At 44.9% G+C, this 12,766-nt stretch carries 12 protein-coding genes; 3 read left to right on the forward strand and 9 right to left on the reverse strand.

Translation table 11 applies throughout. From position 1 onward, the window contains the following. Window positions 1–48: 48 nt before the first annotated feature. Window positions 49–1,527 (reverse strand): cardiolipin synthase, encoded by a 1,479-nt coding sequence (gene cls / locus BQ7400_RS02870; RefSeq protein WP_072469401.1) that lies wholly within the window; start codon window positions 1,525–1,527, stop codon window positions 49–51. Window positions 1,528–1,548: 21 nt separating this feature from the next. Continuing rightward, a complete protein-coding gene (typA, locus tag BQ7400_RS02875) occupies window positions 1,549–3,366 on the reverse strand; it encodes a translational GTPase TypA (protein ID WP_072469644.1) in 1,818 nt (605 codons plus the stop codon). Window positions 3,367–3,581: 215 nt separating this feature from the next. On the opposite strand from typA, the gene BQ7400_RS02880 reads away from it, so the two are divergent. Further along, entirely contained in the window at window positions 3,582–4,139 is a 558-nt protein-coding gene (locus tag BQ7400_RS02880) for a TetR/AcrR family transcriptional regulator (protein WP_072469402.1), read from the forward strand. Continuing rightward, window positions 4,126–5,175 carry a DUF2871 family protein gene (locus tag BQ7400_RS02885; protein ID WP_072469403.1) on the forward strand — a complete coding sequence of 350 codons (1,050 nt, stop codon included), beginning with the start codon at window positions 4,126–4,128 and terminating at the stop codon, window positions 5,173–5,175. Before BQ7400_RS02880 ends, BQ7400_RS02885 begins: the two co-directional genes overlap by 14 nt. A gap of 112 nt (window positions 5,176–5,287) precedes the next feature. Here BQ7400_RS02885 and BQ7400_RS02890 read toward each other — a convergent pair whose 3' ends face one another. Further along, complete coding sequence (locus BQ7400_RS02890; RefSeq protein WP_034440613.1) at window positions 5,288–5,668, reverse strand: ATP-binding protein; 381 nt, start codon at window positions 5,666–5,668, stop codon at window positions 5,288–5,290. A 205-nt stretch (window positions 5,669–5,873) separates the two neighbouring features. On the opposite strand from BQ7400_RS02890, the gene rd reads away from it, so the two are divergent. Continuing rightward, entirely contained in the window at window positions 5,874–6,035 is a 162-nt protein-coding gene (gene rd / locus BQ7400_RS02895) for a rubredoxin (protein ID WP_072469404.1), read from the forward strand. Between the two features lie 71 nt (window positions 6,036–6,106). On the opposite strand, the gene yihA is transcribed toward rd, so the two are convergent. From yihA to BQ7400_RS02925, 6 genes are all read right to left on the reverse strand, one after another. Then, on the reverse strand, window positions 6,107–6,706 hold the full coding sequence (gene yihA / locus BQ7400_RS02900) for a ribosome biogenesis GTP-binding protein YihA/YsxC (protein ID WP_072469405.1): 600 nt from the start codon (window positions 6,704–6,706) through the stop codon (window positions 6,107–6,109). Continuing rightward, entirely contained in the window at window positions 6,693–9,041 is a 2,349-nt protein-coding gene (lon, locus tag BQ7400_RS02905; RefSeq protein ID WP_245759397.1) for an endopeptidase La, read from the reverse strand. Before lon ends, yihA begins: the two co-directional genes overlap by 14 nt. 15 nt (window positions 9,042–9,056) lie before the next feature. Then, entirely contained in the window at window positions 9,057–10,316 is a 1,260-nt protein-coding gene (gene clpX, locus BQ7400_RS02910) for an ATP-dependent Clp protease ATP-binding subunit ClpX (RefSeq protein WP_052099407.1), read from the reverse strand. 9 nt (window positions 10,317–10,325) lie between these two features. Beyond that, window positions 10,326–10,910, reverse strand: coding sequence for an ATP-dependent Clp endopeptidase proteolytic subunit ClpP (gene clpP, locus BQ7400_RS02915; protein WP_072469406.1), 585 nt, complete (start codon window positions 10,908–10,910; stop codon window positions 10,326–10,328). A 44-nt stretch (window positions 10,911–10,954) separates the two neighbouring features. Further along, window positions 10,955–12,292 carry a trigger factor gene (gene tig / locus BQ7400_RS02920; RefSeq protein ID WP_072469407.1) on the reverse strand — a complete coding sequence of 446 codons (1,338 nt, stop codon included), beginning with the start codon at window positions 12,290–12,292 and terminating at the stop codon, window positions 10,955–10,957. Window positions 12,293–12,360: 68 nt separating this feature from the next. Further along, window positions 12,361–12,762: a hypothetical protein gene (locus tag BQ7400_RS02925; RefSeq protein ID WP_072469408.1), complete on the reverse strand. Its 402-nt coding sequence runs from the start codon at window positions 12,760–12,762 to the stop codon at window positions 12,361–12,363. Window positions 12,763–12,766: the final 4 nt, after the last annotated feature.

Genomic DNA, 12,766 nt, shown 5'->3' on the forward strand with positions numbered 1-12,766 from the left:
CTATTTAGTTTCTTTATATTACAAAAAAACAGCCCCACAAGGGCTGTTTTATAATATAGGCGATAGGAGTCGGGACAGGTCTTCCCGGATCTTGGTCCAATTGGATCGTTTTTGGTAGTCTTCCCAGGTTAGGTGTTTGGAATGGGAAACGTCCATCCAAAATTTTTTCACCAATTTCCCGTTGATGTCCTCATCAAAAATAAAGGCATTCACCTCAAAATTCAAGATAAAAGACCGAATATCAAAATTGGCTGTTCCTACCGAGGAGATAAAGTCGTCCATTAAGACCACCTTGGAGTGGATAAAGCCGTCCTGGTAGAGGTAGACGTCGGCTCCTAGAGGTAGAAGGTCTCCAATAAAGGACCGGCTGGCCCAATGGACAAAGGGATGGTCCCGCTTTTGGGGTATCATAATATGGACATTTTTTCCTGCCATCAGGGCAATCTTTAGGGAGTTAAAAAGTCCTTCATCAGGAATAAAGTAGGGTGTTTGAATGTAGATATCCTGCTTGGCCCGGGTAATCATCCGGTCATAGCCGTTTCGGATGGAATCGGCGTGGCTGTCTGGCCCTGAAGAGACAATAACCAGTTCCTTGTCCCCCTTGACTGGGTAGGAAAGTTTGGTAAAGCCAATGAAGTCATCTTCATTTCCTGCAAAGCGATAGTCTAAGAAAAATCGCCATTGGAGGTCTCGAACGGCAGGGCCAACCAAGCGAAGGTGGGTATCTCGCCAATAGCCAAAGGAGGGGTTTTGGTTGATGTATTCATCCCCAACATTAAAGCCCCCTACATAGCCAATTTCATGGTCAATCACTACAATTTTCCGGTGGTTGCGGTAGTTCATATGGGTGTTGAGCCGAGGCAGGATCCCCGGAAAGAAAACGGCAATCTTGATGCCATGGGCCCTTAGCCGCCGTCGATCCTTCAGGGTGAAATTCCGTCCCCCCATACCATCAATCAACATCAAAACCCGGACTCCCTCTTCTGCCTTTTGGATTAAAAGGTCCTGCAAGCGCCGGCCTAGGCCGTCTGACTTGAAAATATAGTATTGGAAGCAGATAAATTCTTTGGCCTCCTGGATATCCTTAATGAGTTGGTTGAACTTGTCGGGACCATTTGTAAAAATCTCTACATCATTGTCCCGGGTCAACATTTCCCTTTCCCCCCGAATGAACATTTGAAGCATGTCTTCATAGTCCCCTATCCGGGCATTGTGGTAGGTCATAGACCCCCACTTAATTTTTCTAAGCTGTCTCTTGGCCTGGCGTCTTAAATTGGTATCCACCGATTGCTTTTCAGCAAACATCTTCCGCCGGCTCATGTCCTGGCCCAAAAGTAGGTAGAGGATAAAACCAAACACAGGAAAAAAGTTCACCGTCATCACCCAAAGTAGGGTGGATGTGGGTTTCTTTCTTTCCAGAAAGATAATCACTGCACTCAAAGCTAGGTTTAAAATAAATAAATTGGAAAAGGCCAGAAAATAGGCCCTGATTACCGAATAGGATCCACTTAGAAAATTAGTGAGCATATGGCCACCTACCTATCTTTTTTACTTCCTTTTTGACGCCTTATAGCGGCTTCCTGTATCTAAAATCATTTTTCGGATTCTAAAGTCCGTAGGCGTGACTTCAATCATTTCATCATCTTCGATAAACTCAATGGCTTGTTCCAAAGACATGAGGACTGGCGGAGACAACTTTAAGGCATCATCACTTCCGGAGGCCCGGACATTGGTTTGCTTCTTGGTCTTGGTTACGCTGACTTCTAGGTCAATCCCCTTGGGACTTTCCCCAACAACCATGCCTTCATAGACATTTTTCCCTGGTCCGATAAACAAGTTCCCCCGTTCTTGGGCATTGTTTAGGCCATAGGCACTGGAAACTCCCGTATCATAGGAGATAATGGACCCAGTTTTCCGGGTTGGAATGTCTCCCTTGTATTTTTCATAGTCCTTAAAGACAGAGTTTAAAATCCCGCTGCCCTTGGTGTCGGTCATGAACTCTTGCCGGTAGCCAATGAGACCCCGGGCAGGAATTTCAAAAGTCAAACGAGCATATCCCCCTGAAGGTTCTGACATGGAGAGCATTTCTCCCTTCCGGCGGCCAAGCTTTTCAATAACACTACCCACAAATTCTTGACCCACATCAATGGTTACAAGTTCAATGGGTTCAAAGCGGGCCCCGTCTACCTCTTTAAAGAGGACCTTGGGCTTGGACACAGAAAATTCATAGCCCTCCCGGCGCATATTTTCAATTAAGACTGACAGGTGGAGTTCCCCCCGACCGGACACCTTAAAGGAATCTGTTGTATCTCCATCTTCCACCCTTAGGCTGACATCAGTTTGCAGTTCCTTAAAGAGCCTGGACCGCAATTGTCTGGAAGTGACAAACTTCCCTTCTTGGCCAGCAAAAGGAGAATCATTGACCCGGAAGGTCATACTGATGGTGGGTTCAGAAATTTTATTAAAGGCAATGGCTTGGGGATTTTCAAGGTCCGTAATGGTATCTCCTATGGAGATGTCTTCAATCCCTGCAATGGCCACAATATTTCCGCTGGTTCCTACTTCCGCTGGGACTCTTTCCAGGCCTTCAAATTCGAAAATTCCCGTGATTTTTACCTTTTCCTTTTTTTCAGGGTGTTGGTGGTTGACAATCAGGGCCTGGTCATTGGCATGGATTGTCCCTTGGCTGATGCAGCCAATCCCAATCCGTCCCACATAGTCGTTGTAGTCGATGGTGGAAATCAAAAGGGCCAGGGGTTCGTCATCCTTGTCTTCCGGTCCAGGAATGTATTTTAAAATAGCCTCAAACAAGGGCTCCATAGTTCCTTCCCGGTCTTGGGGATCCATGCTGGCATAGCCATTTTTGGCCGAGGCATAGATAAAGGGGAAATCCAAGGCGTGGTCATCTGCCCCCAGTTCAATAAAGAGGTCCAAAATTTCCGCTTCCACTTCACTGGGTCTGGCCTCGGGGCGGTCGATCTTGTTCATGCAGACCAAAACAGGTAGTTTCAAGTCAAAGGCCTGCTTTAAAACAAACTTGGTTTGGGGCATGGGACCTTCATAGGCATCCACCAAGAGGACAACCCCACTTACCATCTTTAAAACCCGTTCCACTTCTCCGCCAAAATCGGCATGGCCGGGTGTATCTATAATATTAATCTTTGTTCCCTTGTAGTGGACAGCCGTATTTTTCGAAAGAATGGTAATCCCTCTTTCTTGTTCAATATCTCCGCTATCCATGACCCTTTCACGCACTTGTTGGTGTTGGTGAAAGACCCCTGATTGCTTAAGCAATTGGTCTACCAGGGTTGTTTTCCCATGGTCAACATGGGCTACGATTGCGATATTTCGTATATTTTTCGTCATCAAAATCCTCTTTTCTTTTCTATCTTCAATTATTATAGCAGAACTTGGACAAAAGAAAAAGATGGGGGACCTATGGATTATGGGCTTTTCTTGGCTTTTTTCTCCATAGAGGAAAATTTTTCCCTTTTCAAAAAAATTTTCCCATTTGACAAAAGCGATAAAAAGGATTAAGCTAAAAAAAAAGAATGACACAATGTCACTTTTAGGAGGCTTTTATGGCAAAACCCACTTTTTATCAAGTCAACAAGGAAAAACAGGCAAGAATCTATGCCCTTTTAAAGGAATTTTTTGAAGAGGCCAACTTGGAAGACATCAACGTTGCTTCCATTGTGAAAAAACTCGGCATCCCTCGTGGGTCCTTCTACCAATATTTTGAAGACCTGCCCGACTGCTATTTTACTGTTTTGAAAAAAGAAAGCGGCCCAATCCATCATGAGTTTGTCCGCCTGCTTCAAGATAACCACCAGGACCTGGATAAAACCCTCTATGCCTACAGGGACTACCTGGTGGACCAACTTTATGATCAAAACTTAAAAAATCTCTACCGGGCCAAGTTTTTTCTCTTCGAAAACAACTTTATCTCCCATGGTAAGGCGGCCTTGAAAAAATCCTTGGCAGAAGAAGACTACCAGCGGATGGTCTACCTCATGGCTGTCTTCCACCAACTCATTAAGGAAGCTATTACAGAAAATTACGACAAAAATCAATTTTTAACCACTTGCAACTTATATATTTTATGGTTACTAGGAGGTCTTTCCCATGCAAGTATTTGAATTATTTTTTGACAGTCTCTATCTCAGCCTTGTCCTCTTTATCGGCATCCGGATGCTCTTAATCAAGGACAAGTCCGCCCCCCTTCTAGGGGCCATGACCCTGCTTTTGGGCCTGGGCGATTCCTTCCACCTCATTCCAAGAATCATCTCCCAAGTCATGGACAGCGGCTTTGACCTAAACCAAGGGGCCCTTTTCTTGGGGACCCGGGTTTCAGCCCTGACCATGTCGGTTTTCTACCTCCTCCTCTACCTTTACATCCGGAGGGAAAATCCCCAAGGCCAAAAAAATTGGAAGCCCTTAAATCTTTTCTATTATGGATGCTTCCTGGTCCGGATTCTCACCGTCTTTTTGTCCTTTAAACAATCCCAGACCATGGACCTTATTTCCAACATTCCCTTTGTCCTTATGGGCCTGGTGGACCTTGTCCTCCTTTGGCAAGGAAGGAACAAGGCCAGCCTTGGCCACCTGGCCATTTATGTCTTCTTTAGCTTCTTCTTCTACATTCCTGTGGTTCTTTTCAAAAATACCTACCCCCTCATTGGCATGCTTATGATGCCAAAAACCGTCATGTATGTCCTAATCGTTCTGAAACTCTATAAAAACATCAAGAAGGACTTTGTGGAAAAAGACATCATGGACTTTGCCCTTTCCTATTTATTCCTGGGAATTTTTGCCGGTGCCCTCTACCGGGAGTTGGGAAAGGTCTACCCTCTTGGCTCCTACTTTGCCCGGCTCCACCCCCACCTAATTGTCTTGGGTTTCTTAATCCTATCGATTTTTTACCTCCTACTTAGGGGAAAAAATCCGGCCCAGGACTCCCTGGAAAGGCCCCTGAGAATTTTTAATTTCGGTATCTACTTGACCTTTTCTTCCTTCTTCCTCCATGGCCTGGTGGATCCCTACGACCCCAGCTCTCTTGTCAGGGCCTGTCTTGTGGGCATGAGTGGACTGGGCCACATCCTCTTAAGTCTAGGCCTTGTCCTTCTTTCTCTCAAGGCCCTAAGGAGCCTGGAAGAAAGAGAACGCCCTGCCTAAATAAGTTGACAGAAAAAAAGCACTCCCCCCTTATGGGTGGAAGTGCTTTTTTCTTAAAGGGCCAATTGCCCAAGAAGTAAACTTACTCCTAAGGCCTTGCTAGTCTCCCCTTTTAAATTGTTTTAATGACTATGATTTCATTTCCATTTAACTGGACCCCGTCACTCAAGGCCCGGACAATTTGTAGGCCCCGTCCATTGCACTTCATGTTCATCTCGCAATCTTCCTCAAAGTCAATTCCGGGTCCCTCATCTTGGACCTGGATCCTAAGGCAATGGCTGGAATAGTCAATTCCCAAAGATACATACTTGTCCCTATTGAGCCCATTTCCATGGATAACACCATTCATCAAGAGCTCTTGGATAATCAATTTAATATCTAAAGATACTTCTTCATCATAAATCAAACTATGCAGCGACCGACTTGCCAAATCGACAAACTCTTTGGCACAATGAATGTCACTTGGGACTGAACCTGCAAATATGTAGTTCATCCCCCTCACCCCTATTCATTATTAGAATCATTATTACAAATAATTGCCTTTATATTCTACCCAATAAAGCGAAAATTAAACCCTGTCTTTGAATTTCCATAAATTATCCGCCATTTTTTAATAAAGTGTTTACAAGATTTCCTTTTTTAGGTATCATAGATATATCAATAGAAAGTATTTCATCAGATGAAAGGAGAAATGAATCATGCAAAAATATGAATGTCAAGCATGCGGTTATATCTATGACCCAAAGGTAGGCGACGAAGACAACGGTATTAAACCAGGTACCGCCTTCGAAGATCTTCCAGAAGATTGGGAATGCCCCCTATGCGGAGCTTCCAAAGACGAATTCGAACCAGTTGAATAAAAATTTAAAAGCAGTCAGGCTCTTGAGTCTGGCTGCTTTTTTCTTGGTCATTTTTCTTGAAATTTCCCCAGCTAGATGACACCATAAAAGGCCAAGAGGTCCTCTAAAACCTCCCCTGTTTCTTGGATCAGGTCTTGGTCCTCGGTACTAAAGGGTAGGATTTCCTGTTCTTCCGGACAGCCCAGGCTGGTGTGGATTTTTTTCAGCTGGCGGTTTAATTGGTTCCTGGACAGCTTGTCGGCCTTGGTGGCAATGACAATGCCAGAAAATCCATTGTCTACAATCCACTGGTACATCTCCCGATCTTGGCTGGTAGGTTCAATCCTGGAATCTACCAAGAGGATGATCTCAATAATGTTGGACCGGTTGGCCAGGTAGCCTTCAATCATCTGGGCCCAATCATCCCGCATGGCCTTGGACACCTTGGCATAGCCATAGCCCGGCAGATCCACCAGGCGGAAGCAATTGTCAATCCGATAAAAGTTAATGGTCCTGGTCTTGCCGGGTTTGGAAGAGGTGTAGGCCAATTTTTTCCTTTGGGTCAAGGCATTGATAAAACTGGACTTGCCAACATTACTCCGACCAGCAAAGGCAATTTCTTTCAGGTCAGTTTTGGGATACTGGTTGGGCCCTACTGCCATTTGCTCCAGGCTTGCATCATTTATTTTCATGGGCTCCCTCCACAGCTAAATCCAAAATTTCACGGACATTCTTGACCCCAATAATTTCCAGGGGCTTGGTAACTTCTTCATCAAAATCCAAGAGGTCTTTTTCATTTTCCTTGGGGATAAAGACCCTCTTAATACCTGCCCTTTGGGCGGCCAGGAGTTTTTCCTTTAAGCCCCCAATGGCCAGGACTTGACCCCTTAGGGTTACTTCTCCTGTCATGGCAATATCCCGGTAGACGGGCTTGTTTAAAATCGCCGAGTAAAGGGCCGTGGTAATGGTCACTCCTGCAGAAGGTCCGTCCTTGGGAACGGCCCCTTCCGGTACGTGGATGTGAAAATCGTGACTGTAGCGGAAGTCCTCCAGGTCTTGGTCCAGGCTGGTCATGAGATAGGTCAAGGCCGTCATGGCAGATTCCTTCATAACATCTCCCAGCTTGCCGGTTAAGAGAACCTTGCCCTTGCCCTGGCTAATGGTTACTTCCACATCCAGGGTCACTCCCCCCACTGGGGTCCAGGCAAGTCCTGTCACCAATCCCACCTCATTTTTTTGAGAGGGCGGATTTTTAAGAAACTTCTTCTGTCCGGCAAAGTCCCTTAGGTTTCTTTGGCTGACAGAAATTTTTTCCAGCCCCTCTTCATTCATCTTTAAAAGCCCCCGGCGGATAATCTTGGCCAGTTCCTTTTCCAAGGCCCGAACTCCCGCCTCCCGGGTATAAAATTCAATTAAAGAATCAATCACCGCGTCGCTTATCTTAAAGGTTTTTTCCTCTAAACCAGCATTTTTTAAGAGCTTGGGAACCAGGTATCTCTTGGCAATTTCCTTTTTCTCATAAGGCGTATAGCCCGACAAGTGCAAAATTTCCATCCGGTCTCTCAGGGGGCCGGGAATGGTGGAAACACTATTGGCTGTCGTAATGAAAAAGACCTTGGACAGGTCAAAGGGAAGCTCCAGGTAGTGGTCACTAAAACTCTTGTTTTGCTCCGGATCCAAAACTTCCAACAAGGCACTAGCCGGGTCTCCCTGGTAGCTGGAAGACAGCTTGTCAATTTCATCCAGTAAAAATAGGGGATTGTACGTCCCAGCCTTTTTTATGAGGCTGATGATTTGCCCTGGCAGGGCCCCTACATAGGTCCTGCGATGGCCCCGGATGGCAGCTTCATCTCGAAGGCCCCCCAGGCTCATCCGGACATATTTTTTATTTAAGGCCCGGGCAATACTGGCGGCAATACTGGTTTTTCCCACTCCAGGTGGCCCCACCAAACATAGGATGGGCCCCTTGGCGGAAGGATTGGCCAGTTGCAGGGCGATAAATTCTAAAATTCTTTCCTTGACGTCTTTTAGGCCGTAGTGGTCCTGGTTTAAAATCTCCCGGGCCAGGGCCAAGTCCGTATTGTCTTGGCTTGCTTCCTGCCAAGGCAGGTCTAAAATCCAATCCAGATAATTTAAGAGCACCGTGTATTCCGGAGAAGCCGGGTTGATTTGTTGGAGTTTTTTTAACTCCTTCAAGCCCTTGTCTCTTACTTCTTGGGGCAGGTCCTTTTCCTGGAGCCGGGTCCTGTATTCATCCACTAGGTCTCCCCCGTCTTCGTCCCCATTGAGTTCTTGCCGGATCACCTTAATTTGCTCGTTTAAAAAATATTCTCTTTGGACCTTGTCCATATTTTCCTTGACCTGGTAGTCAATGGATTGTTGGATCTTGGCTAATTGAATTTCCTTAACCAGGATTTGATGGAAGACCTGCAACTTCTTTTCCAGGTCCTGCTCTGCCAAGAGGGCCATGTTGTCCTCTGTAGACAGGTCCAGGTAGTTGGCTGCAATTTCAACAAAGTCTTCCAGGTTCCCAAAAATCAAGGAGGGGTCCAAAATTCCCGCCAGGAGCCTTGGACTCATAGTTACATATTGGTTCAGGTCCTCTTCAATTAACCTTTGGTAGGCTTCTTTTTTCAAGGGGTCTGCAATCCCCTTTATCGGTAAAGTTTTAATAAGGCCACTTAAGGGATTTTCTTCTTCTAATTCCATTAATTGGCCTCTTTCCTCACCCTCCACCAGGACCCTTAAGAGCCCTCCCGGTAGTTTAATGACCTGTTTGATCCGGGCCAGGGTCCCTACTTCATAGAGGTCTTCCTGGCTGGGGTGTTCTATATCAATTTGTCTTTGGGCTAGGAGAAAAACTTTACCATCTTTCTTTTGGGCTTCTTCCACGGCCTTGATGCTCATGGGTCGCCCTGCATCAAAATTAGATATTGTTTTTGGAAAAATAACCTGCCCTCTTAGGGCGATAATTGGCAGCCTTTCCATTTCCATTTCCAGGTCTGCCCCTAACTTTTCTTTTTCCATACACTCTCCTAAATCTTATTTTTCTCTATATATTTTTTTAGGCTTTTCCTGGCCTAGGACACTTTCCTTGGTGATGATGACTTTTTCCACATCCTCTTCCGAGGGAAGTTCGTACATCAAGTCCATCATGGATTCTTCAATAATCCCCCTGAGCCCCCGGGCTCCTGACTTCTTTTGAATGGCCAAATGAGCAATTTCTTCCAGGGCCTCTTGGGAAAATTCCAAGTCCACCTGGTCCATTTCAATAAGTTTTTGATATTGCTTAACCAGGGCATTCTTGGGTTTAACCAAGATGTCCATCAGGGCCTTTTCGTCCAATTCTTCCAGGGTTACCACCACAGGAAGCCGGCCTATAAATTCAGGAATTAAGCCATACTTAACCAGGTCTTCCGTTTGGACCTTGGCTAGAAGTTGACCCAGGTTCTTGTGGGATTTTTTAATATCCGATCCAAAGCCAATGCCGCTTTTGCCCATCCTAGACTCAATAATCTTTTCAATCGAGTCAAAGGACCCGCCCAGGATAAAGAGGATATTGGTGGTGTCCACCTCAATAAATTCTTGGTTGGGGTGCTTGCGGCCCCCTTGTGGAGGCACATTGGCCACAGTTCCCTCAATAATTTTTAAGAGGGCCTGTTGGACTCCTTCGCCACTGACATCTCGGGTTATGGACACATTTTCAGACTTCCGGGCAATCTTGTCAATTTCATCAATATAGATAATCCCGTGCTCAGCCTTTTCAATATCATAGTCTGCCGCTTGGATCAACTTCAGGACAATATTTTCAACATCTTCCCCTACATAGCCGGCTTCTGTCAAGCTGGTTGCATCGGCAATGGCAAAGGGAACGTCTAAAATCTTGGCCAGGGTTTGGGCCAAGAGGGTCTTTCCAGACCCAGTGGGGCCAATCATGAGGATGTTGCTCTTTTGCAATTCCACATCATCCACCTCTGCTGTCATCCGTTTAAAGTGGTTGTAAACAGCCACAGCTAGAGATTTTTTGGCCCTTTCCTGTTGGATGACATATTGGTCTAAAATCTTCTTAATGGCCTTGGGAGTCGGAAGTTCTTGCATTTCAGGAAAAGGAGCCAGTCCTTCCTCTTGGTCCAAGTCCACCAGGTTCTTGTCCATGAGTTCCTGGCAAACTTCAACACATTCATTGCAAATATTGACCCCGTCTCCGGCAAATAATTGGTCTACTTCTTTATTGCTCTTACCACAAAAAGAACAAAAAGCTTCTTTTGTTCTTTCCTGGTCCTTCATATTCTTATCTGACATCTAGGCACCTCATCCTCGTGAGCTGACGACTTTATCGATTAAGCCATAGTCCACTGCTTCATCGGCAGTCATATAAAAGTCGCGGTCTGTGTCTCTCTCAATATCTTCGTAGGACTTTCCTGTCCGGTCTGACAGGATCCTATTTAAGCGTTCCCTGGTCTTTAAGATTTTTTCCGCATGGATTTTAATGTCCGATGCTTGACCTTGGGCCCCTCCAAGAGGTTGGTGGATCATAATATCCGCATTTGGCAGAGCATATCTCTTTCCCTTGGCACCTGCTGCCAGTAAAAAGGCCCCCATGGAAGCTGCCATTCCGATACAAATTGTAGAGACGTCGGGCTTGATATATTGCATGGTGTCATAAATAGCAAAACCTGCACTGACAGACCCCCCAGGGCTGTTGATATAAATTTGAATGTCCTTGTCGGGATCTTCTGATTCTAAAAATAAAAGTTGTGCCACGATTAAGTCCGCCATAACATCATTGACTTCGCCACTTAAGAAGATAATTCTTTCCTTCAAAAGTCTTGAATAAATGTCGTAAGACCTTTCTCCGCGATTTGTTTGTTCTACAACCATTGGTACTAATGCCAAATTTATCACCTCATCTATGACCTGCAAAAAATCCGCAAACCACCTTATTCTTGGTCATCTGCTTCTTTTTTGTCGTCTTCTTTCTTTTCTACTTCTTTTGCATGTTCCAGTAAGAAGTCCACTGCCTTGCGGTAGGTTAAATCTTGTTTGAGTCGCTCGTCATTGCTGTTGAGCATGAATTTAACCATTTCTTCCTTTTGTTTTTCGTCTTCACCGAAATACTTGTCGGCAATTTCTTGGGCTTCTTCTTTGATTTCTTCTTCCGTTACTTCAAAGCCTTCTTGGCGGACAATTTCATCCATGGCCAGGCGGGTAATAACCACTTTTTCTGCATCTTCTTTTAGAGAATCTCTAAAGTCTTCCATGTTGGTATTGAGCATGGCCAGGTATTGGTCCATGGAAATTCCTTGTTGTTGGAAGTTTTGAGAATAGCTGGATACCCGGTCATCAATGACTCTTTCCACCATGACTTGGGGCAGGTCAACCTTGGTAATTTTTACCAATTCTTCCATCAATTCTTCTTCTCGTTTTTGACGAGCATAGGCCTTGTTGGATTCAGCCAAATGTTCCTTAATATGGTTTTTGTAGTCATCCACTGTGTCGAATTCACTGATGTCCATAATGAAGTCATCGTTGATTTCTGGAAGTTCTTCCTTGGAAATGGCCTTTAGGGTTACTTCAAAGACAGCATCCTTGCCTTCCAATTCCTTGGCTTGGTATTTTTCAGGAAAGGTTACATTGACATCAAAAGTTTCGCCAATTTCCTTGCCAACAATTTGTTCTTCAAAGCCGGGAATAAAGGTGCCAGACCCCAATTCTAATTCTTGGTCTTGGGCAGATCCGCCTTCAAATTCTTCCCCGTCTACACGGCCCACATAGTCAATGGACACAATGTCTCCGTCTTCTGCCTTCCGGTCGTCAATGTTGACCCGTCTTGCATTCTTTTGGCGTTCTTGTTCCAAACGAGTATTGATTTGGTCCTCTGTGACTTCTTCAGAAACCTTGGCAATTTCCAACTTCTTATAGTCGCCAATTTCTACATCAGGGCTTACTTCTACTTCAATTTTTACTTCCACATCTTGGCCGGAATTGTATTCGTCAATGGTCACTCTTGGTTGGTCAATGACATCCAGGTCCAATTCCTTGATTTTTTCTTCATAGACCTTGGGAAGCACTTCGTTAATGGCATCTTCTACAAAGAAGTCCTTGCCATACATGTTTTCGATTAATTTCTTAGGAGCTTTTCCCTTACGAAAACCGGGAATATTAAAATATTGTCTATTCTTTTTGTAAACTGCATCTTCTGCTTTTTTTACATCTTCTGCTGGCAGGCTCAAGCTAAAGCGTACCGTATTCTTTTCCTTTTCGTAACTTTTATCCATTTTCATCCTCCATTTTGCATATTAACTAATTAATTATACCATAAGCCCATTTTAACAACAAGAAAGACCTAGGTCCGAACCTCAAACTGCCGGTGGCATTCCTTACAGGTTACCCTTATCTTACCCAAATTCTTAGGGGCACGCAAGGATTTATGGCAATTTGGACAGGTAAAATAGACATACTTCTTGTCCCTGGGTTTTTTTCGTAAATTTTTCCTCAGGGGCCAGGAAATCTTGCGAAACTTTTCATTTTCCAGCCGCCGCAAGGCCATATTCCCCGACAGGGCCCTGTAGGCAAAAAAGACAAAGAAAGAAATGGCAAAGGTGGATAAAAATCCGGCCAACTTAACCTTGTCATAACTTGCTGCCAGCCCCTGGAAGATAGATAGGACCAAGGATGCCAAGATGAGAAACTTGTTTAAGCTGTCCATGCCATAGCGGCTTTTGATAAACTTTTTAAAGCGGTCCATAGGC

It is taken from the genome of Urinicoccus massiliensis, assembly GCF_900120405.1.
GTDB lineage: Bacteria > Bacillota > Clostridia > Tissierellales > Peptoniphilaceae > Urinicoccus > Urinicoccus massiliensis.